Source organism: Streptomyces sp. NPDC002328 (genome assembly GCF_042890065.1).
GTDB lineage: Bacteria > Actinomycetota > Actinomycetes > Streptomycetales > Streptomycetaceae > Streptomyces.
The window spans coordinates 88,220-107,932 of the sequence record NZ_JBIARQ010000020.1 but is presented as its reverse complement, the minus strand read 5'-3'; the positions used below and the strand labels follow the sequence as shown (position 1 = coordinate 107,932).

The window sequence follows — 19,713 nt, the reverse complement described above, 5'->3', positions numbered from 1 at the left end:
GTGACGTCTTCCCGCGATATGAATCGCGCTCATCCAGCGCGCAAGATCGATTATCGACACACCCACTGGGGGTTCAGTCATGATCCTGATTACCGGGGCCACTGGCGTCGTCGGCCGGGAAACCGTCCGCCTCCTGGTCGAGGGGGGAGCGAAAGTCGCCGCCGTCACCCGCGACCCGCACGCCGAATTCCTCGCGGGGACACAGCTCGTCCACCCCGCGAAGGTTCCCACCCTCGACGGCGTGGAAGCCATCCTGCTCAGCCCGCGTGCCGCCGGTCCCACCGCTGTCGACCTGTTGGCCCGGGCCCGCGAGACGGGCGCGGCGAGAGTGGTCGTACTGTCCGCCGTGACCGTGCAGTACCCGGCCGGGCACGCACGCTTCCGGAAGCAGTTCCACGCGGCCGAGGACATCGCCCGGAGGAGCGGCCTGGACTGGACGATTCTGCGCTGCGCCGATTTCGCCGCCAACACGCTGGCCTGGGCCGGGCAGATCCGGGCGACCGGGACCGTGCGGGGGGCATACCCGCACGCGAGGACCTCGACCGTCGACGAGCGTGACATCGCCGCGGTGGCCGCCCTCGCCCTGACCCACCCGCAGCACCGCGGTCAGACGTACCTGCTCACCGGAGGGCAGTCGCTGAGCCAGCCGGAGAAGGTCGCGGCGCTCGGCACGGCGCTCGACCGGACACTGTCGTTCGTCGAAACCGCACCGGACGAGATCCGCCGCGGCATGCTCGCCGCCGGCCTGCCCGACGACATACCCGACCGGCTGCTCGGCTCGCTGGCCGACTACGCCCGCGAAGCCGGGCCCACCACCGACACCGTGCGGCGGCTGCTGGGCCGCCCGGCACGTACGTACGCCACCTGGGCGCAGGACCACCGTGCCGCCTTCACCGCAGGAGGACTTCGATGAAACTCACGATCGTGGCCGCCACCGGCGGTATCGGACGGCACCTGGTCGAGCAGGCGGTGGCCGGCGGGCATGACGTCACCGCCGTGGCCCGCCGACCACGTGAGCTGCCGGGCGGTGTCCGGACGGTCGCCGTCGACCTCACCCGCCCCGACATGCGGACGCTCGCCGCGGCGGTACGCGACGCCGACGCCGTATTGTCCGCGCTCGGCCCGCGAAACCCGCGCGCGGACGCGGGCATCACCTCCCGTGGTACCCGCGCGTTCGTCGCGGCGATGCAGGCCGAGCACGTCCGGCGGATCATCATCGTCAGCGCTGCACCCGTCGGACCGGTGCCGCTGCCGGGCCGGCCGACGCCACCCAGGCACGATCCCGGCGACGGCTTCTTCATGCGCCACCTGGGAGTCCCGTTGACCCGGGCCATGTTCGGCCGGCATTACGCCGACCTCGCCGTCACCGAGCAGATCCTGCGCGACAGCGGACTGCAATGGACGGTGTCGCGCCCGCCCAAACTCACCGACAAGCCCCTGACCGGCACGTACCGAACCGCGTGGAACCGCAACATCCGGGGCGGGTTCTCCGTGTCACGCGCCGACGTCGCCCACCACATGCTCGCCATGGTGAACCAGCCGGACACCATCGAGCAGGTCGTAGGAATCGCGAACTGACCCATACCCAGCCACGCACACGACCCGGGCTGCGACACAGGAAACAAGCGACGACCCGCGACGGCCACCAACAAAGTCAAGAAGACGCCTCGGCCGTCCCGCCCGCCCCTTCGCCGCCCGGGTCACCCCTCATGAAAGAGCGTGATCATGACGAAGTGCGCCCGTTTCGTCAGCCTCGTATGCGCGGGACTGTTCGCCGGATTCCTCACGTCGGTCCTCGTCCTGGAACTCTCGCTGCGCGGCTTCGACAGCACCGTCTACACACAGGTCCGGCTGGTCGAACTCGACTCCCTCGACAAACTCGCCGTCGCCACACTCCTGCCGGCGCTGATCGCCACAGCGGTACTGGTTTACCAGACCTACCGAACAAACACCCGATGGCCGACCGTGGCCGCACTCGCCCTCCTGGTCCTCGTTCTCGGCCTCACGCTGACCGTCAACCTGCCTATCAACTCCGATCAACTCCGCTGGAACGCCCAGTCCCCGCCCTCCGACTGGACCAACGTACGGGACCGCTGGCAGATCGCCCACGCCGTCCGGACGGTAGCCGCGGTGCTCGCCTTCACGGCCCTCGCCCTTGCAACGTCGCTGCCTCGTACACGTCGTTCAAGCCCGCCGAACACCTCGGCGCGGACAATCCGCCGAGCACCGCGCCGGTGACGGAGCCTGCGGCCATGATCGTGGTGAAGCGGATGTCGGCGCCGAGGACGGAGAAGCTGCCGTCGCGGCTGTAGCGGGCGAACGCGACCAGCATGGTCGGCAGGGAGACCAGCAGGGAGAGGCTTCCGGCGGTCTTGATGTCTTCGATCCCCTCGACCGTCAGGGGCGGAGGAGCCGCGCCGCCGGAGGCGCAGACCGTGAACATGACGCCGCCCGACTCGCCGGCGCTCAGCGTCACCCTGCCGCACACGTCCTGGCCGTCCCGCTCCAGCGGGAAGGAGGCCTGCACATGCGCGTCCATCCCCGGAGCACGGAACACGCCGCCGCCCTCGCCGAGCTCCAGCCGGTGCTCGGCCTCATCGCGGCGGTGGGAATCATCACGAACTCGCAGATCCTGATCGTCGCGGCGATGGTGGTGGGACCGGAGTACGGGGCCATCACCAGCGTCGCGCTGGACATCGACCGAGGCCACGGCACCCGGATCCGGCAGGGCCTGTTCGCCTTGTCCGTGGGCTTCCCGCTGGCCGTGCTGGTCTCCTTCTTGTTCTCGTGGGTGATCCGGGGGCTCGACCTTCAGCCCGAGGCGTTCGACCTGGGCATCAGACCGGTCTCCACGCTGATCGACGCCCCCAACTTCTTCTCCGTGGTCGTCGCGGTGCTGGCCGGCATCGTCGGCATCATGTCCCTGACCCAGGCCAGGACGAGCGCGCTGCTCGGCGTCTTCATCTCGGTCACCACCATCCCGGCCGCCGCCGACATCGGCGTCTCCTGCGCGTTCTCGCCCGCCGCGGCAGGCGCTCGGACCGCGGGTGACGCGACCGTGCTCGGGTGTGGCGAGGGCGGTCGCGGGAGTCGTCCGGCCGACCTTCACCTCCTTTCGTCCGGCGACGGGCTGATGAGTTCCGGGCAGTCCGGAAGGTCGAGATTCTTCAGCGCCGCCGAATTCCGTAGTCCTCGGGTGCTGACGTAGTCCTCCTGCGATCCGGACACCTTCAGATAGACGACCGGCGCGTAATCTCGAGACTGGCAGGTGAAAGTGAGTTGCTGCGTCCTGCGGAGTTCGAAGATCTGTACGCCCTTGTTCTGCTGGAAATGAGATCCCGGCACGCGATACACCAACATGCGGCCTGCGACGCGGACAGCGAACTGTGGTTGTGCATTACGGACGGGTGAGGGCGCCTGATACGTCTCAACCCTTGGCAAGCCCGCGGAGACGTGCTCCGGCGTGCCGGTTGAGGAGGGCGGCTTGCCGGCACTCTGCCCGGCATTCAAGCCGGCCCATGCCAGCCCGAAGAGTCCGAACACCATGAAGAGCACGGTGGCCATGCTTTGCGGGGAGAGCGTGATCAGTTTTTCCGCCAGGCAGCCACCGAACCACTGCTTGCCCTTCTTCTTTTCCCGTGCTCCGTCCTCCCACAGCTGATAAAAATCCTCTTCCCTCACCTCGCGCGGTAGCCAACGACGCAGTACCGCGGCGAGGGCCTGCACTTGTCTCCACCGCGGGTAGGGGCCGTGGCCACGCATGAACTCCGACACATGGGATTGCTGCATGCCGGTCTCGGCGGCGATGGCGGCGAACGTGAGCATGCTCGTGAAGTAGGCGATCCGGAGGAGTTCGAGGAGAAGACGGTGATCGTTTCCGATGCCTTCCCTGATGGGCCCCAGCGTGCGTCCCCGCCGCTGGAACGCCCCTCTCGGTGCCGGCCTCTCCTGGATCTGATTGATCTGGGGAGTTCGAAGGACCGGTGGCCGCAGGGCGCCGGGGGCAGTGCTCACCCCACAGTCCTCCCGTCCTCACTCGACTCTCCGTTCTCCTCGTCCCGAGCTGCGGCACTGTTCCCGCCGGCCGTCCTGAGACGCGACGCCGCCGACCGGCTTGCGGATTGGCCCTGCGCCGCAGCGATCTGCTGTACACCGAAAGCAATCCAGGGGATCAGTGCGACAATTGCATTGACGGTCTGCCCTATCATCAGCATGGCGAGGGCCAGGGTGATGAAAGCACCGAGGGTGACACCGATAAGGACCGTCTTGCCGTGGGCGTTCACGCTTCCTCCTGCATCGTGGCGCAACTGCACGTCCGGAAACCAAAGCCTCCTCGGATGCTTGCCGGCATCCCAACGGTGAGGAGACACCGGTAAATCTAGAGGTCGCAAGACGTGAAGTGACACTCCGCGAGGGAACCGGGAACATTACGGGCGACCGGTGCCCCGCTGTACATGCTGGTCAACGCTATCTTCCGGATTCCGCTTGCCGTTTGGGCCTCAACGAGCATCAATGGACACGGTTGCTCCTGCGAGCACCCTCGTGGTGGCCTTGTCCGGAAACCGCGACCCTGGCCCCCTCGTTGCCGCGAGGGGGCCACTCAAGAATTCGAACTTGCGTATAGATGCCGGTCGGAAATTACCCCCGGCACGCCGGGCAGGCGACGGTCTCTGCCGTCCACACATGCCTGGGGGTGTTCCGGGGCCGTGCGATCGGGCGCACAGGCTCACGATCCGTCGTACCGCGTCCCATTGCGGTGCGGTGCGCCGTTGCCCGCCGAGCAGGCCCGAGACGGTGCTCGCGCTCAGGCCGAGCGCGGCGGCGATCTCCGTCTGCCGCACACCGCACTTGCGTACGCGCCGGTGCAGTTCCCCGCAGAAGTCCGCGACGGGACCTGCCGGTGGTGCGACCGACTCCCCACTCCTTCGAGTTCGACTTCGACGCGGTTCGGCGTTGACTACCGAAGCGTATGGCCTGCCCCGCTCGCCGTGGTGGTCTTCTCCGCGCTCCACGCGGGGTTCGTCCTGTCCTGCGGTCTCACCCGACCACCGCCGCCCGCACGCAGAGCACGTCCGGCAGATGGGACGCCAACTGCCTCCAGGTGTCGCCGTCGTCGGCCGATGCGAAGAGTTCGCCGTTGCGGTTGCCGAAATAGACGCCTGCCGGGTCCGCGTCGTCCGTGCAGAGCGCGTCGCGCAGCACGGTGCCGTAGTGGTCCTCCTGCGGCAGGCCCGCTGTGAGCGGCTCCCAGCTTCTGCCCGCGTCCGCCGTACGGAAGACCCGGCACCGGTGCTCGGCGGGCACCCGGTCCGCGTCGGCGTTGATCGGGAAGACGTACGCCGTGTCCCCGCGGCTGGGGTGCGCGGCGACGGCGAAGCCGAACGTGGACGGCAGGCCCTCGCCGATGTCCGTCCAGTGCCCGCCCGCGTCGTCGCTGCGGTACACGCCCCAGTGGTTCTGGAGGTAGAGACGGTCCGGGTGCGCCGCGTCCCGCGCGACCTTGTGCACGCATTGGCCGAACTCCGGGTTCGGATCCGGGAGGAACACCGCGGAGACACCGGAGTTGGACGGGTCCCAGTGCGCGCCGCCGTCGCTCGTGCGGAACACGCCGGCCGTCGACACGGCCACCGTCACCCTGTGCGGGTCGCGCCGGTCGGTGAGCACCGTGTGCAGGCCCTCTCCGCCGCCGCCCGGCACCCACTGCGCGCGCGTGGGGTGCTCCCACAGCGGGCGGACCAGCTCGAAGCTCTCCCCGCGGTCCTCCGACCGGTACAGCGCGGCCGGTTCCGTGCCCGCGTAGACCACGTCCGGCTCGGCCGCCGCCGGATGCAGCTGCCACACCCGCTCCAGCGAAGCCCCCGTGTCCTGGGGGAACTTGACGGCCGGCTTCGCCGGTTCCGTCCAGGTACGGCCGAGGTCGTCCGAGTGGAACACCGACGGCCCCCAGTGCGCGCTGTCGCCGCCCACGAGGAGCCGCGGGCGATCACCGCGCGTGTCGACGGCGACCGAGTAGATCGCCTGCGCGTTGAAGTAGGGGGAATCGTCGAACTCCCAGACGCCCCCGCGCCCGCGCCCGATGAACAGCCCCTTCCGCGTCCCCACGGCGAGCAGTACCTCTGTCATGCCGATCACCTCCGCTGCGCCGTGACGGCTTTGTCCCGGCACCGGCCAGTCTGCACCCCACCACTGACAGTCACCCCCGGAAACGCGTCGACGCAGGTCAGGACGGCGACGACGGTCGCCGCCGCATGGTGTCGGCCACATTCGCCGCGAACGGCGCTTGGGCGGCGGCGACCGTGGAACTCCCGGGCCGGAGGGATTCGCCCTGAGCATCCGGACCGCCCGACCCGTATGGGAGGGCGCCGGGATGTTCGCGCGCTCATGAGGAGGAAGCCTTCGATGGCGTTCCGTGGTCCTGAGGTGTGGCTGTGGCGTTGGCGGCGCAACCCGCTCAAGCGTCGCGCCGACACGGTGGAGGCGTGGGTGGTGCTCGGCGCGTGGGCGCTGACCGTCCTCGCCGGGGTCCTGGCCGGCTGGGCGGCGGCCCGCTCCGTCGAACACGGGCTGGCCCGGGAACGTGTCGAGTGGCGGCCCGTCGCCGGGCGGCTGACCGAGCAGGCGCCGGGGAAGGCCTCTGTGCGTGCCGGGGCCGCCAGCGGCGACCGGGTGTGGGCCAAGGTCGAGTGGACCGCCCCCGACAGCTCCGTCCACGCCGGTCAGGTCAGGGTCGCCCCCGGCAGCGCGGTCGGCACCGAGGCCACCATCTGGACGGACCGCCAGGGCCGCCTGGTCACCAAGCCGACCACCGCCGACCAGGCCCGGGTGCGCGCCGCCCTCGTCGGCGCCCTGGCGGGCCTGGGCGCGGCGACGCTGCCCTTCGCGGGCGCCCGCGTCCTGCGCACCCGCCTCGAACGCCGGCGCGTGGACCAGTGGGACACGGACTGGGCCCGCTTCGACGCGCTGCGGGGCCGGCCGATGGGGTGAGCCGGCGTGACACAGGGGCGTCTCACACGTCGTCGGGCAGCCCCCTGGCCAGGATCCCGTCGGTGTCCGCGCCCTCCGGGAGCGTGCCGAAGGCGTGGCCCCAGTCGCCGCCGAGCCGGGTCGCGCAGAAGGCGTCGGCGACCGCGGGCGGCGCGTGCCGGACCAGCAGGGAGGCCTGGAGGACGAGCGCCATCCGCTCCACCAGACGGCGCGCGCCGGCCTGGGTCGCCTCGCCGAGCCGCGCGCGCAGGTCGTCGACCGCGGCGTCCAGCCGGGCGTCCGCCCCGCGTGCCCGCGCCAGTTCGTCGAAGAGGGCCTGCGCGGTGCCCGGCTCGCGGCTCAACGCCCGCAGCACGTCGAGGGCGTTGACGTTCCCCGAGCCCTCCCAGATCGACAGCAGCGGCGCCTCGCGGTAGTGCCGGGGCATCCCGGAGTCCTCGACGTAGCCGTTGCCGCCCAGACACTCCAGCGCCTCCGCGGTGAACGCCGGGCCGCGCTTGGTGACCCAGTACTTGCCGACGGCGGTCGCGATCCGCCGGAATGCCTGCTCACGCGCGTCCCCGCGCACCGCGCGGTCCGCGGCCCCCGCCAGCCGCAGCGTCAGCGTGGTCGCGGCCTCCGACTCCAGCGCCAGATCCGCCAGGACGTTGCGCATCAGCGGCTGGTCGATCAGCCGAGCCCCGAACGCGCCGCGGTGGCGCACATGGTGGCCGGCCTCGACGAGCGTCTTGCGCATCAACGCCGCCGACATCGTCACGCAGTCCAGACGCGTGCAGTTGACCATCTCGATGATGGTCTTCACACCCTGCCCCTCGGCCCCGACCAGCCAGGCCACGGTCCCGTCGAACTCCGGCTCAGAGGAGGCGTTGGAACGGTTGCCCAGCTTGTCCTTCAGCCGCTGGATGCGGAACGCGTTGCGCGTGCCGTCGGGCAGCACGCGCGGCACGAGAAAGCACGACAGACCGCCGGGCGCCTGGGCCAGCACCAGGAACACGTCGCACATGGGGGCCGACGTGAACCACTTGTGGCCGCGCAGCGTGTACACGCCGGGCTCGGCGGTGGGCGTGGCCCGCGTGGTGTTGGTGCGGACGTCGGAGCCGCCCTGCTTCTCGGTCATCCCCATGCCGGCGAGCAGCCCGCGCTTGTCGGTGGGCACACGCAGCCCGGGATCGTATGCGCGGGCGGTGAGCAGCGGCTCGTACACCTTCGCCAGGTCCGGCTGCCGGCGCAGCGCCGGGACCGCCGCGTACGTCATCGAGGTCGGGCAGCCGTGGCCCGCGTCCGTGTGCCCCCAGACGAGTCCACCCGCCGAGCGGGCCACGTGGGCGCCGGGCCGGTCGTCCGCCCAGGGCGCACCGGCGAGGCCCTCGGTCACGGCGACCCGGGTCAGCTCGTGCCAGCTGGGGTGGAAGTCGACCTCGTCGACGCGATGGCCGTACCGGTCGTGGGTGCGCAGGACCGGCTCGTGCCGGTTGGCCAATTCGGCCCACTCCTGCGCCTCGGGACCGCCGGCCCGCCTGCCGAGCCGTCGGACGTCGTCCTCCGCCCAGCCGGCGCCCTCCCGCCGCAGCCCCTCCAGCAGGGCCGCGTCGTCGGAGGCGTCGTACGGGGTCAGCGGCGGCGGCTGGTTGGTGACGTCGTGTGTGACGTCGTGTGTGTTCTGGTCCGGGTGCGCGTGCGGATCGGCGAGGGTCATGCCGTCATGTTGCACTCTTCCTACAGTCGTAGCAATAGCGCAACAACAGGGCGCACGTAAAGTACCTAGTCATGGGCGGGAACGTGTCGGCGGAAGCCGTCGAGCTGGAACTGCGGCCGCTGTCCGCGCGGTCGGTCGTACTGAGCCTGCTCCTCGGCGTCCATCCGCCGGAGTTGCCGGTGAAGGACCTCGTCCGGCTCGTGGAGCCCTTCGGCGTCGGCGGGTCCACGCTGCGGGCCGCGCTCAGCCGGATGGTCGCGGCGGGCGACCTGCGGCGCGCCGGCGCCGTCTACGGTCTCAGCGACCGTCTGCTGGAGCGCCAGCGGCGGCAGGACGACGCCGTCCGGCCGGAGACCCGGCCCTGGAACGGCGACTGGGAGATGGCCGTGGTCACGGCGACCGGCCGGAGCCCCGCCGAACGCGCCGAGCTGCGCACCGAGTTGACCCGACTGCGGCTCGCCGAACTGCGCGAGGGCGTCTGGCTGCGCCCCGCCACCCTGGACCGCCCCTGGCCGCCCCGACTCGCCGACGTCACCCAGTACTTCAGCGCCCGCCCCGACCTGCCCACCGAGGCGTCCGCTAGGGAACTGGCAGCGTCACTCTGGCCGTTGGGGGAGTGGGCCGCCACGGCGCGCGCACTGCTCGGCCACATCGCCGGGGCCCCCCGGTCGGCCGACCGCTTCACCGCGTTCACGGCCGTCGTGCGACACCTGCTCGCCGACCCCGTCCTGCCGCCCGCACTCCTGCCCGCCGACTGGCCGGGCACGGCCCTGCGGGCCGCGTACGCCGACTACCGGCGGGAGTTCACCGACCAGGCGGCCGGGCGCGGACACGCCTGACGGCCGGCGGAGGCGGATGCGGGCCGCCCCCGCCGGCCGTCCCGTGGGGGGAAAGCGCCGGTCCCGGGTCAGGTCCGGGGGTCAGCGGTAGGTGACGTCCGAGGCGGAGTACAGGCAGTTCGTGCTGTCGGGACCCGTGCCCGCCGTCGAGTTGTTGTTGTACTTCTGGCAGGGGATGACCTTGCGGCTGGAGTCGTTGAGGATCGTGATGTTGCGCAGCGTCGCCACGTCGTTGCGGTTGACGTTGATGCCGACGATCCGCGCGGTGGAGCCCGTCCCCGTCACCTCGATGCCGTTGAGGTTGACCTTGCGCGTGTACGACGTGGAGCAGTCGCCGCAGGAGCGGTAGAGGGTCTTGAACTCCTGCACGGCGAAGTTGGAGATGTTCACCGTGCCGCCGCCGTTGTGCTGGAAGACCTTGTCGGACGCCTTCTTCGCGCCGCCGCCGACGACGTTGTACGTGGCGCTCGTGCCGCCGCGGAAGGTGGCGGCGTCCTCGCCGACGTCCTCCCACCACACGTTCTGGAGCGTGCAACTGCCGAGGCAGTGGATGCCGTCGGCGCCGGGCGCGCCGATGATGACGTTCTTCAGGGTCACGCCGTTGGCGAGGGTGAGGATCGGCTGCTGGTCCTCGGACTGGTCACCGGTCCCGAGGGCGCCGCTGCCGTACAGGCGCAGCATGCCGTAGTCCTTCGAGGCGGTCAGGTTGATCGTCGCGGTGACGGGCTGGCTGCCGGAGGCGGACGGCCAGGTGGCGGCCGTGGCGGGCGCCGTCCCAGTAGTCATGATCATGCCAAACGAAAGGCCCAAGGTGGCCATCGTTCCGGTCAGCGCCCGTCGGCGCGAGCGCGAGCGCGGACGTGATCGTGTCGCAGAAGTCATGTCCCGTTCCTTCTGTGTGGGGGTCCGTGCGGGGGTGGGGTCAGAGCTTTCCGGCGCCCGCGCCGGACGTCACCGAGGCGACGACGGAGGAGGCGGGCTCGGCGGTGTAGCCGTACGGCGGCTTCGTGAACGTCCCGACCCGCGACACCTCGGTGGCGGCTCCGCCGAGGTCGTTGCCGGTCAGGTTGGCGTAACCGTCCACGTCGCTGCTGCGGTTCGTCGTCACCGCGACCTTCGTGTCACGGAAGACGTTGTTCTCCACGAGCATCTGCGCGCCCATGCGCGAGTGCACGGCCGTGTCGGCGCCCACGACGTAGTTGTCGTAGAAGTGCCCGGTGCCGAAGCGCAGGCTCGGGATGCGCGAGTACACGTCGCTGAAGTGGTTGTGGTGGTACGTCACCTTCAAGTGCCCTGTGTCCTGGCTCGCGTTCTTGTCGCTGTGGCCGACGAGCGAGCCCTTGAAGTGGTCCTTGAAGGTGTTCCAGGACACCGTCACGTTGTCGGAGCCGTGGTTGACGTCCAGCAGGCCGTCGTAGTGGTCCTTGTCGTGACTGCGGTCGGCCGAGAAGGAGTTGTGGTCGATCCACACCTTCGTGGACGACTCCACCGTGACGCCGTCGGCCGGCGCCAGCGGCTTGCTGATGTTCAGGTTGCGGACGACGACGTTCGTGACCTTCTTCAGCCGTAACCCACCACCGGTGAAGCCGGACGACGAACCGACGCCCAGAACGGTGGTGTTGGACCCGATGTCGACCTGACCGCTCAGCGTGATCAGGCCGTTGACCTTCACGACCTTGGCCGCGTCGCCGGTGACGGCCGTCCTGAAGGCGGCGAGCGTCGAGACGGTGACGGCGGAGGCGCTGCCGCCGCCGGTCGTCCCGGCGCCGAAGCCGATCGGCGCGCTCTCGGCGGCGCCGGCCTGCTGGGGGAGGGCGAGGACCGCCAGTGTGGCGAGGGCGACCGCCGCCACTGCCGGAGTGGACCTTTGCGCGTGTGTACGTGGGGGGCCTGTACGCATGCGGGTGCGTCCCTTCGGGAGGGCCTGTCGACCGTATACGTGAATGACATACGCAGTAATGAACGCCTTTCACGGGCAGTGCGGTCTCCTGGGGATCGGAGTGGGCGGCTCGTCCACACTGCTGAACGGAACGTAGGGGGCAAGCGCTTTCTAGTCAACGCTTTGCGCAGAACACATTCGGACACCCCGGCCACCGGCAAGGGCTTCCGGGACGTGTCGTGGGAGCTACCGTGGGAGCGCTTCCATGAAGGGCATGGCCATGCCACCATGCGAAGCGGACGGGTGCTCCCCGATGCCCGACGTCCCCGGATCCCGGGCGTCCGAGCCGCCGTCCCGCACGGACACCGCCTGCTGAGCCACCTTTCGCGCACCCCGAGCCGCCACAGAAGGGACCAGCACGTGTACACCCTCGACTCGCCCTTACGAGCGCTGCGTTCGGCGCTCGCCGCGCTGGTGCTGTTGCTCACCGGCGCTCTCCTCGCCGCCCCCTCGGCCACCGCGAGCGCGCCGTCGGCCGAGGCGCCGGCGGCGGCCGCCGCCCTCACCGAGGTCACCGGCTTCGGCGCCAACCCCAGCAACCTCCAGATGTACGTGTACGTGCCGGACAATGTCACCGCGCGCCCGGCCGTCCTCGTCGCCGTGCACTGGTGCGGCGGCTCCGGCCCCGCCATGCACTCCGGCACCGAGTACGCCCAACTCGCCGACCGGTACGGGTTCGTGATCGTCTACCCGTCCGTCACCCGCAGCAGCAAGTGCTTCGACGTGTCCTCGCCGCAGGCCCTGCGGCGCGGCGGAGGCAGCGACCCCGTCGGCATCAAGTCGATGATCGACTGGGTGACCGCCAGGTACTCCGCCGACACCACGCGCGTGTACGCCACCGGCATCTCCTCCGGGGCGATGATGACCAACGTCCTCCTCGGGGACTACCCCGACGTGTTCGCCGCGGGCGCCGCCTTCGCCGGCGTCCCGTTCGGCTGCTTCGCCACCACCGACGGCTCCGAGTGGAACAGCGCCTGCTCCGGCGGCACCGTGATCCGCACCCCGCAGCAGTGGGGCGACCTCGTCCGCGGGGCCTACCCCGGCTACACCGGCCCCCGGCCGCGTATGCAGCTCTGGCACGGCACCGAGGACGACGTGCTGCGCTACCCCAACTTCGGCGAGGCGATCAAGCAGTGGACCGATGTGCGGGGCCTGTCCCAGACACCCGCCGCCACCGACTCGCCCCAGTCCGGCTGGACCCGCACCCGCTACGGCGGCACCGGTGACCAGGCCGCCGTCGAGGCCGTCAGCCTTCAGGGCGTCGGCCACAACCTCTACGCCTGGGGCATGGCCGCCCGGGTGCTCACCTTCTTCGGCCTGGACGCCGCGGGCGAACCCGGCCCCCAGCCCCCGGCCGGCCCCTGCAAGGTGACCGCGTCCACCAACGCCTGGAACACCGGTCTGACCGGCTCGATCACCCTCACCAACACCGGGACCGGCACGGTGAACGGCTGGCGGCTCGGCTTCACCCTGCCCGCCGGCCAGACCGTCACCAACGGCTGGGGCGCCTCGTACGCACCGGCCTCCGGCGCGGTGACCGCCACCAACGCGTCGTACAACGGCACGCTCGCGCCGAACGCGAGCGTCACCATCGGATACCAGGCGAACCACACCGGCAACAGCGCGGCGCCGACCGGCTTCACGCTCAACGGAGTCGCCTGCACGACGAGTTGACGATCCGTCGTCCGAGTGCGGCCCCGCGGTCACGACGACCGGGGGCCGCTCGCGCAAATTGCCGAGCGGCCACCGGCGGCGAAAGGTAGCGTCCTCGCGTCAGGGACCGGCCCTGCGGACAAGGAGACGCGAGGATGACTTCCGACGACGTGGTGAGGCTGTTCGCCGACGAGCGGCGGGTGCGCGCCTTCGCCGCCGTGGCGCTGGGCGCCCGGGACGCCGCCGAGGTCGCCGAGCGGACCGGCCTGTCGGCCAAGGAGTCCCTCGCGGCACTGCGCCGGCTGGAGGACCGCGAGGTCGTCGTGCCGGACGCCGACGGGGGACTGGCGGTCGCGTACGACCGCTTCCGCGACCTCGCCCGCGAGACGGCCGTGACCGGGCCGCCGCAGGACCACGGCTCCGGGGACGAACGCGTCGAGACGCTGCTGCGGACGTTCGTGCGCGACGGGCGTCTGGTGCGTCTGCCCGCGCAATGGGAGCGCAAGAAGCTCGTCCTGCGCCATCTCGCGGAGCACAGCTTCGAGACCGGCCGCGAGTACTCCGAGCGCGAGGTCGACGACAGGCTCCGCGCGTGGTGCCGGGACGACGGCATCGACCACGTGACGCTGCGCCGCTACCTGGTGGACCTGCACCACCTGGACCGACAGGACGGCGTGTACCGGCGGTCGCCGGAGGACACTGCGCTGCTTGCCTGAGCCGGGGCAGGGGGCGACATCGATGGCGGGGGCGTCGGCCATGGGTGGTTGCGGGTGCGGGGAGCGGTGGCGGTCGCTTGGCTTCGGCGACATCTGGGGCCGTCGTGTGTGCGGTGGGTTCGGGCGTCCGTCCGGCCGTCGGGTGTCCGCCGTCCGCGTGAGGGGCCCGGCGTCCGCGTGAGGTCCGGCGTCCGCCTGCCGTGCGGCGTCCGTCGGGCTGCCCGGCGCTGATCGTCGGGGCCGCCTGCCCGTTCGGGGGCCGTGAGCCGCCCGACGCGCCTCACCGGGAGTCCAGTGCCGCCCAGCCGCTGGGCGTACGTCCAGCCGACCGGCGTCCGCCCGGGCCCAGAGCCTCAGGCGTCCGGCAAGCGGCCTCAAGCCTCAGGCGTCCGGCAAGCGGCCTCAAGCCTCAGGCGTCCGGCAAGCGGCCCGCCGCCGCGCGCAGTGCGGCCCAGTCCGGCAGTTTCACCACGCCTCGGCCCAGGGACGCGCCCAGCTCCGCCTCGGCCCGTTCGATCGCCAGCCAGCCCGCCCACTCGACCGGCTCGGTCCCGGCGGCGCGCAGCGCTGTCAGCGGGTCGCCGGGCAGTTCCCGTGCCGCGAGGGCGGGGGCGTCCGACAGCAGGGAGGTGACCGTCTCCTTCGCGCACGGCCGGTTCGTGCCGATGACGCCGGTCGGGCCCCGCTTGATCCAGCCGGCGACGTACTCGCCCGGCGCGACCGCGCCCTCCCGCACCACGCGCCCCGCGAGATGCGGCACCGTGCCCCGCTCCGCGTCGAACGGCAGCCCCTCCAACGGCACTCCGCGATACCCCACCGACCGCAGCACCAACTGCGCCGCGACCTCCTCGTACCGCCCCGTGCCCGTCACCCCGCCCCGCCCGTCCGGCGCGGTCCGCTCGAAGCGCACGGCGCCCACCCGGCCCCCGTCGGCGAGCAGTTCGACGGGCCGCAGGAAGAAGCGCAGCCGGATCCGGCGGCGCAGCCCCCTGGGCGGCGTGGCCGCCCAGCCGCGCAGCACCTCGACGTTGCGGCGCTGCGCCGCCGGCAGCGCGGACGGGTCGGCGCAGGCCGGGTCCAGGGCGAGGTCCGCCTCGTCGACGATGACGTCGGTGTCCGGCAGCGCGCCCAGTTCGCGCAGTTCCTTGGTGGTGAAGCGGGCCTGGGACGGGCCGCGCCGCCCCGCCATCTGGATCTCGGTCACCTCGCTCGCGGACAGCGCGGACAGCGCCGCCTGGGGCATGTCGGTGGGGCTCAGCTCCGCCGCGCCGCGCGCGAGGATGCGGGTGACGTCGACAGCGACGTTCCCCACGCCGACGACGACGGCCGTGCGGGCGCCGGCGATGAAGCCGTCCGCGCCGACGTCCGGGTGGGCGCTGTACCAGGACACGAACTCCGTCGCCGACCAGCTGCCGGGCAGCTCCTCGCCGGGGATGCCGAGGTGCCGGTCCGTCGCCGCGCCCACGCAGTACACCACCGCGTGGTACAGCTCCCGCAGCCGCTCCACGGGCACCCCGTCGGCTCCGATCCGGACCCCGCCGAGGAAGCGCACGCGCGCGTGCTCCAGCACCGCCCGCAGATTCTGCTGGAGCGACTTGATCTTCTCGTGGTCCGGGGCGACCCCGTACCGGACCAGCCCGTACGGGCAGGGCAGGCGGTCCAGGACGTCGACGAGGACCCCCTGGTCGAGCTGGACGAGGCTCTGGGCGGTGTAGACCCCACTCGGCCCGGAGCCGACGACGGCGACACGCAGCACGGCCGGACTCCTTACCCCGAGGGACGGAGGGATGCGCTGGCGCTTCCAGCTCCCAGCATGGCACCGCGGGGGCCTCCCCGACAGGTGCCGCGCCCTGACGCGCGTGCGTGTCCGTTCGCGCGCAACGAAGTGATCACGCGGTCACGACACCTCGGCGTTTGTCACAGCATCGTCCGTCACAGCATCGAGCGCATCCGGGAGATCTCCGTGGTCTGCTCCGCGACCACGTCGTCCGCCATCTCCTCGATCCGGATGTTGTTGCCCTGCGACTTCACGTCCGCGGCCATCGTGATCGCCCCCTCGTGGTGGGTGATCATCAGGGTCAGGAACAGCTCGTCGAAGGCCTTGCCCTTGGCCGCACGGAGCTTGTCCATCTGGGCCTCGGTCGCCATTCCGGCCATCGAGCCGTGCTGGTGCGCGGTGCCCTCGCCGCTCGCGCCGTCCTTGTCGTACTTCTTCAGCCAGCTCTTCATGGCCTCGATCTCCGGCCCCTGCGCCGCCGTGATCCGGGAGGCGAGGGACTTGACCTTCGCCGACTCGGCCTGCGCGGGGGCGAGTTCGGTCATCTCCAGGGCCTGGGCGTGGTGCTCGATCATCATCCGGGCGAAGGAGACGTCCGCCGAGTTCGGGGTGTCGTCCTCGGCGCGGTGCGCCGCGGCCTCCTCGGGGGACAGAGTCCGGTTCGCCTCGCCGGGCTTGCCCGGCGCGATCACCGAAGGCCCGCTCGCCGCACCGGACTTGTCGTCCGACCCGGAGTCGCATCCGCCCAGGACCAGCACGAGGAACGAGACGGTGACGAGGGGCGCGCGACGAAAGAGCACAACGACCTCCTGGTGAGGGCGGGTTGACGACCCGAGCGGACCGGACAGGATCATGGAGCGTCCTCACACGATTCTGGACCGCGTTGATCGAAAACATTCATTACGAGTGCGTTGCCGACTGTTGATCTGCGCATGATGAAGACGATACTTCGGAGGACCGTGAACCGTTCCTGAGCGAACGGCATCAAGGGAGGACGCAGTGACCCTGTTGAAGGATTCCCGAACGCGGCGCAGACGGATGGGAGTTGTCGCGGCCTGTGCCGGGCTCCTCGCCGCGCTGCTGACGGCGGCCCCTGCCGCCGCGACCCCCGACCCGGGGGACGGCCCGGCGGTGGAGCGCGAGGTGTCCCAGCGCGCCCAGGCCGAGGCGGCCGAGGCGATCGCGGACGGCGCGATACCCGGCAAGGACGAGATCGTCCACTCGGACAACATCGAGCACCTCACCAACATCCCCAAGGACGTGCTACCCGGCACCAACTCCGACCTGGCCTTCCAGGGCGACTACGCCTTCTCCGGCAACTACGACGGCTTCCGCATCTTCGACATCAGCGACCCGAAGGCCCCGAAGACCGTCTCCCAGGTGCTCTGCCCGGGATCGCAGAACGACATCTCCGTCTCCGGCGACCTGCTGTTCCTGTCGACCGACTCCTCGCGCAGCGACAGCAGTTGCAACAGCACCACCCAGCCCGCGACCGAGAAGTCCTCCTGGGAGGGCATGAAGGTCTTCGACATCAGCGATAAGAAGAACCCCAAGTACGTCGCCGCCGTCGAGACCGCCTGCGGCTCGCACACCCACACGCTGGTGCCCGAGCGCAAGAACGTCTACGTCTACGTCTCGTCGTACTCGCCCAACGCGGCCTACCCCGACTGCCAGCCGCCGCACGACGGCATCTCGATCATCAAGGTGCCGCGCGAGTCGCCCGAGAAGGCCGCGGTCGTGGGCTTCCCCGTCCTCTTCCCCGGTGAGGGACCGGACGGCGGCGGCAACCCCGGCGGGCCCACCAACCCGGGCGTCTCCAAGACGACGGGCTGCCACGACATCACCGTCCTGCCGAGCAAGAACCTCGCGGCCGGCGCCTGCATGGGCGACGGCATCCTGTTCTCCATCAAGGATCCGGAGCACCCGAAGGTCATCGACCGGGTCCAGGACAACGTCAACTTCGCGTTCTGGCACTCCGCGACCTTCAACATGAAGGCCAACAAGGTCGTCTTCACCGATGAGCTGGGCGGCGGCGGCGCGGCCACCTGCACCGCCGAGATCGGCCCGAACCGCGGCGCCGACGGCATCTACGACATCGTCGGCAAGGGCGACAACCGCAAGCTCGTCTTCCGCAGCTACTTCAAGATCGCCCGCCACCAGGGGCCCACCGAGGTCTGCGTCGCCCACAACGGCTCGCTGATCCCGGTCAGGGGCAAGGACCTCATGGTCCAGGCCTGGTACCAGGGCGGCGTCTCCGTCTGGGACTTCACCGACTCCGCCCGCCCGAAGGAGATCGCCTACTTCGAGCGCGGCCCGGTGGACACCGAGCGGCTGACGACCGCCGGCCCGTGGTCGGCGTACTACTACAACGGCTACATCTACTCGAACGACATCGCCAAGGGCTTCGACGTGCTGAAGATCAAGGACCAGCGCACGGACGTGGCCGAGCGCGTGCGGCTGCCCGAGCTCAACGTCCAGACCCAGCCGGACTACTTCAAGTACGGCGGCTGATCCTCCACGGCGGCTGAATCCCCGGAATCCCGGGCGGGCAGGCCCGTCGAGAAGAAACGCGACAGGTCCGTCTCACAGGTCCCGCCGGGCGCTGCGGCGTCCGGCGGGACCCCCTGGTCCCAGCCGAGCCGGTAGCGCGTGAACAACTCCGCGCGCACGGGCCGCAACGGCATCCCCACATTGGGCAGCACCATCGCGTAGACCGAGCCCATCAACAGCGAACGCAGCACCGGGTAGTCCGTGTCCACGTCGCACGAGCCGTGCCGCGCCACCGTGTCCCGCAGCAGTTCCGCCAGCCGCCGCTGCTCCGGACACTGCACGAAGCCCTCCGCCTGGAGCAGCCCCGCCATGTGCTGCCGCATCAGCACCGGCCGGTCCCGCGCCAGCCCCAGGATCGCGTCGATGGCCCGCGCCATCCGCTCCCGGCCGTCCTCGGTGCGCGGCTCCCGCTCCAGCGCCTCCTCCAGCGTGCGGTGCATCAGCCGGTGCACGGCCGACTGCACGAGCCGGCGCTTGCCGGGGAAGTAGTACGACACCAGGCCCCTGGCCGAGCCCGCCCGGTCCGCGATGTCACCGAGCGTCGTCGCCTCGTACCCGCGCTCGCTCACCAGCTCGACGGCCGCCTGAAGGAGCCGCTCCCGGGAACGCCGCCGCAATTCTTCATTGACCGAGGCGCTGCGCGGGGACATCCTGGAACTCCTGCGTTGACTGGCTGCCAGCCAACTATACTCAACGCATCCCGGTCGATTCCGTTCGGAACCGCACCGGGCTGCCGCCTGCTCTGGGCGACGCGGGGGATCGTCCAGAGTGGGCGCGCTTTTCCCCCGATGGTGGCCTGAGGCTCCTTGTCGGGCGGGCGGGATTCCGGTTCCCCGGCGCAGGGAGCGAATCGGCCGGGACGGGCTTCAGCTCACCAGGTCCAGCACCGGCCGCAGCCCGTTCGGCCGTTCCGCCGCCGGCAGATGGTCCACGAAGTGGACCGCGCAGCCCAGCTCCGCCGCCCCGCCGTCCGCTCTCCGTTCGTCGCCCACCATCAGCGTCGTCCGCGGATCGACGCCGAGCTGCTCGCACGCCGTCGCGAACAGCCGCGGGTGCGGCTTCTGGACGCCGTGCTCGTACGACAGGACGTACGCCTCGACGAACGGGTCGAGGCCGTGCTCCCGGAACACCGGCCGCAGGTCCCAGCCGATGTTGCTCACCACGCCCACCCGGATCCCGCGCTCGCGCAACGCGCCCAGCACATCGAGGGCGTCGGGGTACGGCGCCCAGGCCGCCGGCGTGCGGTGCCGGTCGTACAACGCGTCGTGCAGGGCCGGATCGGGCAGCGCGACCTGACGGGAGAGCCCGGTGAACGCGGCCCGGTGCAGCTCGGCGCTGCGGTCCCGCTCCCGCCACAGCCCGGCCAGCTCCTCGGGCACGCGCACGGGTGCCGCGCCGCCCGGCAGCGCCCCGGCCCACTCCAGCGCACGCGCCGTGTCCGTCAGCTCCTCCTCGGCCAGCACGACACCGGCCGCGTCGAGCACGGCACGCAGCCAGGCCTCGGTGGACTCGATACGGAAGAGGGTCCCGGAGAAGTCGAACAGCACGGCTGTGGTCAT

At 71.0% G+C, this 19,713-nt stretch carries 20 protein-coding genes and 1 pseudogene; 9 read left to right on the top strand and 12 right to left on the bottom strand.

Features of this window, described 5'->3' with window-relative positions:
- Window positions 1-79: 79 nt before the first annotated feature.
- The 3 genes from ACFYX4_RS34645 to ACFYX4_RS34635 all read left to right on the top strand — a co-directional run bounded on the left by ACFYX4_RS34645 (window position 80) and on the right by ACFYX4_RS34635 (window position 2,238).
- Complete coding sequence (locus ACFYX4_RS34645; protein ID WP_389342017.1) at window positions 80-913, top strand: NAD(P)H-binding protein; 834 nt, start codon at window positions 80-82, stop codon at window positions 911-913.
- Window positions 910-1,578, top strand: coding sequence for an NAD(P)-dependent oxidoreductase (locus ACFYX4_RS34640; protein ID WP_389342014.1), 669 nt, complete (start codon window positions 910-912; stop codon window positions 1,576-1,578). The genes ACFYX4_RS34645 and ACFYX4_RS34640 overlap by 4 nt, the downstream gene beginning before the upstream one ends.
- 147 nt (window positions 1,579-1,725) lie before the next feature.
- A complete protein-coding gene (locus tag ACFYX4_RS34635) occupies window positions 1,726-2,238 on the top strand; it encodes an anthrone oxygenase family protein (protein ID WP_389342011.1) in 513 nt (170 codons plus the stop codon).
- On the opposite strand, the gene ACFYX4_RS34630 is transcribed toward ACFYX4_RS34635, so the two are convergent.
- On the bottom strand, window positions 2,141-2,539 hold the full coding sequence (locus ACFYX4_RS34630; protein WP_389342008.1) for a hypothetical protein: 399 nt from the start codon (window positions 2,537-2,539) through the stop codon (window positions 2,141-2,143). The two genes, ACFYX4_RS34635 and ACFYX4_RS34630, sit on opposite strands and share 98 nt — an antisense overlap.
- Before the next feature lie 45 nt (window positions 2,540-2,584).
- Between ACFYX4_RS34630 and ACFYX4_RS34625 the strand changes: the two are divergent.
- Window positions 2,585-3,019 (top strand): annotated as a pseudogene (locus ACFYX4_RS34625) (DUF389 domain-containing protein); the annotation flags it as partial.
- Window positions 3,020-3,105: 86 nt separating this feature from the next.
- Here ACFYX4_RS34625 and ACFYX4_RS34620 read toward each other — a convergent pair.
- The 4 genes from ACFYX4_RS34620 to ACFYX4_RS34605 all read right to left on the bottom strand — a co-directional run bounded on the left by ACFYX4_RS34620 (window position 3,106) and on the right by ACFYX4_RS34605 (window position 6,123).
- Window positions 3,106-4,014 (bottom strand): hypothetical protein, encoded by a 909-nt coding sequence (locus tag ACFYX4_RS34620; RefSeq protein WP_389342005.1) that lies wholly within the window; start codon window positions 4,012-4,014, stop codon window positions 3,106-3,108.
- Window positions 4,011-4,283 carry a hypothetical protein gene (locus ACFYX4_RS34615; RefSeq protein WP_389342002.1) on the bottom strand — a complete coding sequence of 91 codons (273 nt, stop codon included), beginning with the start codon at window positions 4,281-4,283 and terminating at the stop codon, window positions 4,011-4,013. Before ACFYX4_RS34615 ends, ACFYX4_RS34620 begins: the two co-directional genes overlap by 4 nt.
- A gap of 216 nt (window positions 4,284-4,499) precedes the next feature.
- Complete coding sequence (locus ACFYX4_RS34610) at window positions 4,500-5,012, bottom strand: helix-turn-helix domain-containing protein (RefSeq protein WP_389341999.1); 513 nt, start codon at window positions 5,010-5,012, stop codon at window positions 4,500-4,502.
- 25 nt (window positions 5,013-5,037) lie between these two features.
- The gene (locus ACFYX4_RS34605; RefSeq protein ID WP_389341996.1) at window positions 5,038-6,123 is read right to left on the bottom strand and encodes a WD40/YVTN/BNR-like repeat-containing protein; all 1,086 of its coding nucleotides are present in this window, start codon (window positions 6,121-6,123) and stop codon (window positions 5,038-5,040) included.
- A gap of 276 nt (window positions 6,124-6,399) precedes the next feature.
- Here ACFYX4_RS34605 and ACFYX4_RS34600 point away from each other — a divergent pair, with 276 nt between their 5' ends.
- Window positions 6,400-6,984 carry a hypothetical protein gene (locus ACFYX4_RS34600; protein ID WP_389341993.1) on the top strand — a complete coding sequence of 195 codons (585 nt, stop codon included), beginning with the start codon at window positions 6,400-6,402 and terminating at the stop codon, window positions 6,982-6,984.
- Between the two features lie 22 nt (window positions 6,985-7,006).
- On the opposite strand, the gene ACFYX4_RS34595 is transcribed toward ACFYX4_RS34600, so the two are convergent.
- Window positions 7,007-8,680, bottom strand: coding sequence for a DNA alkylation response protein (locus ACFYX4_RS34595; RefSeq protein ID WP_389341990.1), 1,674 nt, complete (start codon window positions 8,678-8,680; stop codon window positions 7,007-7,009).
- Between the two features lie 71 nt (window positions 8,681-8,751).
- On the opposite strand from ACFYX4_RS34595, the gene ACFYX4_RS34590 reads away from it, so the two are divergent.
- A complete protein-coding gene (locus ACFYX4_RS34590) occupies window positions 8,752-9,519 on the top strand; it encodes a PaaX family transcriptional regulator C-terminal domain-containing protein (protein WP_389341987.1) in 768 nt (255 codons plus the stop codon).
- Window positions 9,520-9,600: 81 nt separating this feature from the next.
- Here ACFYX4_RS34590 and ACFYX4_RS34585 read toward each other — a convergent pair whose 3' ends face one another.
- Window positions 9,601-10,401, bottom strand: a complete 801-nt coding sequence (locus ACFYX4_RS34585; RefSeq protein WP_389341984.1) for a pectate lyase — start codon at window positions 10,399-10,401, stop codon at window positions 9,601-9,603.
- Window positions 10,402-10,441: 40 nt separating this feature from the next.
- Entirely contained in the window at window positions 10,442-11,419 is a 978-nt protein-coding gene (locus ACFYX4_RS34580; protein WP_389341981.1) for a polysaccharide lyase family 1 protein, read from the bottom strand.
- 450 nt (window positions 11,420-11,869) lie between these two features.
- Here ACFYX4_RS34580 and ACFYX4_RS34575 point away from each other — a divergent pair, with 450 nt between their 5' ends.
- Entirely contained in the window at window positions 11,870-13,132 is a 1,263-nt protein-coding gene (locus ACFYX4_RS34575) for a PHB depolymerase family esterase (protein ID WP_389342109.1), read from the top strand.
- Between the two features lie 134 nt (window positions 13,133-13,266).
- A complete protein-coding gene (locus tag ACFYX4_RS34570; protein WP_389341978.1) occupies window positions 13,267-13,827 on the top strand; it encodes a DUF2087 domain-containing protein in 561 nt (186 codons plus the stop codon).
- 409 nt (window positions 13,828-14,236) lie between these two features.
- Here the strand turns inward: ACFYX4_RS34570 and ACFYX4_RS34565 are convergent, their stop codons facing one another.
- Both ACFYX4_RS34565 and ACFYX4_RS34560 read right to left on the bottom strand, forming a co-directional pair.
- Window positions 14,237-15,583 (bottom strand): FAD-dependent oxidoreductase, encoded by a 1,347-nt coding sequence (locus tag ACFYX4_RS34565; protein ID WP_389341975.1) that lies wholly within the window; start codon window positions 15,581-15,583, stop codon window positions 14,237-14,239.
- A gap of 176 nt (window positions 15,584-15,759) precedes the next feature.
- On the bottom strand, window positions 15,760-16,404 hold the full coding sequence (locus tag ACFYX4_RS34560) for a DUF305 domain-containing protein (protein ID WP_389341972.1): 645 nt from the start codon (window positions 16,402-16,404) through the stop codon (window positions 15,760-15,762).
- Between the two features lie 199 nt (window positions 16,405-16,603).
- Here ACFYX4_RS34560 and ACFYX4_RS34555 point away from each other — a divergent pair, with 199 nt between their 5' ends.
- Window positions 16,604-18,115: an LVIVD repeat-containing protein gene (locus tag ACFYX4_RS34555; protein ID WP_389341969.1), complete on the top strand. Its 1,512-nt coding sequence runs from the start codon at window positions 16,604-16,606 to the stop codon at window positions 18,113-18,115.
- On the opposite strand, the gene ACFYX4_RS34550 is transcribed toward ACFYX4_RS34555, so the two are convergent.
- Window positions 18,094-18,804 carry a TetR/AcrR family transcriptional regulator gene (locus ACFYX4_RS34550; RefSeq protein WP_389341966.1) on the bottom strand — a complete coding sequence of 237 codons (711 nt, stop codon included), beginning with the start codon at window positions 18,802-18,804 and terminating at the stop codon, window positions 18,094-18,096. The two genes, ACFYX4_RS34555 and ACFYX4_RS34550, sit on opposite strands and share 22 nt — an antisense overlap.
- 216 nt (window positions 18,805-19,020) lie before the next feature.
- Complete coding sequence (locus ACFYX4_RS34545) at window positions 19,021-19,713, bottom strand: HAD family hydrolase (RefSeq protein WP_389341963.1); 693 nt, start codon at window positions 19,711-19,713, stop codon at window positions 19,021-19,023.

Bases quoted from the DNA above. Each gene is read 5' to 3' on its own strand.
- ACFYX4_RS34645 (WP_389342017.1), top strand. From the start codon at position 80: ATGATCCTGATTACCGGGGCCACTGGCGTCGTCGGCCGGGAAACCGTC.
- ACFYX4_RS34640 (WP_389342014.1), top strand. From the start codon at position 910: ATGAAACTCACGATCGTGGCCGCCACCGGCGGTATCGGACGGCACCTG.
- ACFYX4_RS34635 (WP_389342011.1), top strand. From the start codon at position 1,726: ATGACGAAGTGCGCCCGTTTCGTCAGCCTCGTATGCGCGGGACTGTTC.
- ACFYX4_RS34630 (WP_389342008.1), bottom strand. From the start codon at position 2,539: ATGGACGCGCATGTGCAGGCCTCCTTCCCGCTGGAGCGGGACGGCCAG.
- ACFYX4_RS34605 (WP_389341996.1), bottom strand. From the start codon at position 6,123: ATGACAGAGGTACTGCTCGCCGTGGGGACGCGGAAGGGGCTGTTCATC.
- ACFYX4_RS34600 (WP_389341993.1), top strand. From the start codon at position 6,400: ATGGCGTTCCGTGGTCCTGAGGTGTGGCTGTGGCGTTGGCGGCGCAAC.
- ACFYX4_RS34595 (WP_389341990.1), bottom strand. From the start codon at position 8,680: ATGACCCTCGCCGATCCGCACGCGCACCCGGACCAGAACACACACGAC.
- ACFYX4_RS34590 (WP_389341987.1), top strand. From the start codon at position 8,752: ATGGGCGGGAACGTGTCGGCGGAAGCCGTCGAGCTGGAACTGCGGCCG.
- ACFYX4_RS34585 (WP_389341984.1), bottom strand. From the start codon at position 10,401: ATGACTTCTGCGACACGATCACGTCCGCGCTCGCGCTCGCGCCGACGG.
- ACFYX4_RS34580 (WP_389341981.1), bottom strand. From the start codon at position 11,419: ATGCGTACAGGCCCCCCACGTACACACGCGCAAAGGTCCACTCCGGCA.
- ACFYX4_RS34570 (WP_389341978.1), top strand. From the start codon at position 13,267: ATGACTTCCGACGACGTGGTGAGGCTGTTCGCCGACGAGCGGCGGGTG.
- ACFYX4_RS34550 (WP_389341966.1), bottom strand. From the start codon at position 18,804: ATGTCCCCGCGCAGCGCCTCGGTCAATGAAGAATTGCGGCGGCGTTCC.
- ACFYX4_RS34545 (WP_389341963.1), bottom strand. From the start codon at position 19,713: ATGACCACAGCCGTGCTGTTCGACTTCTCCGGGACCCTCTTCCGTATC.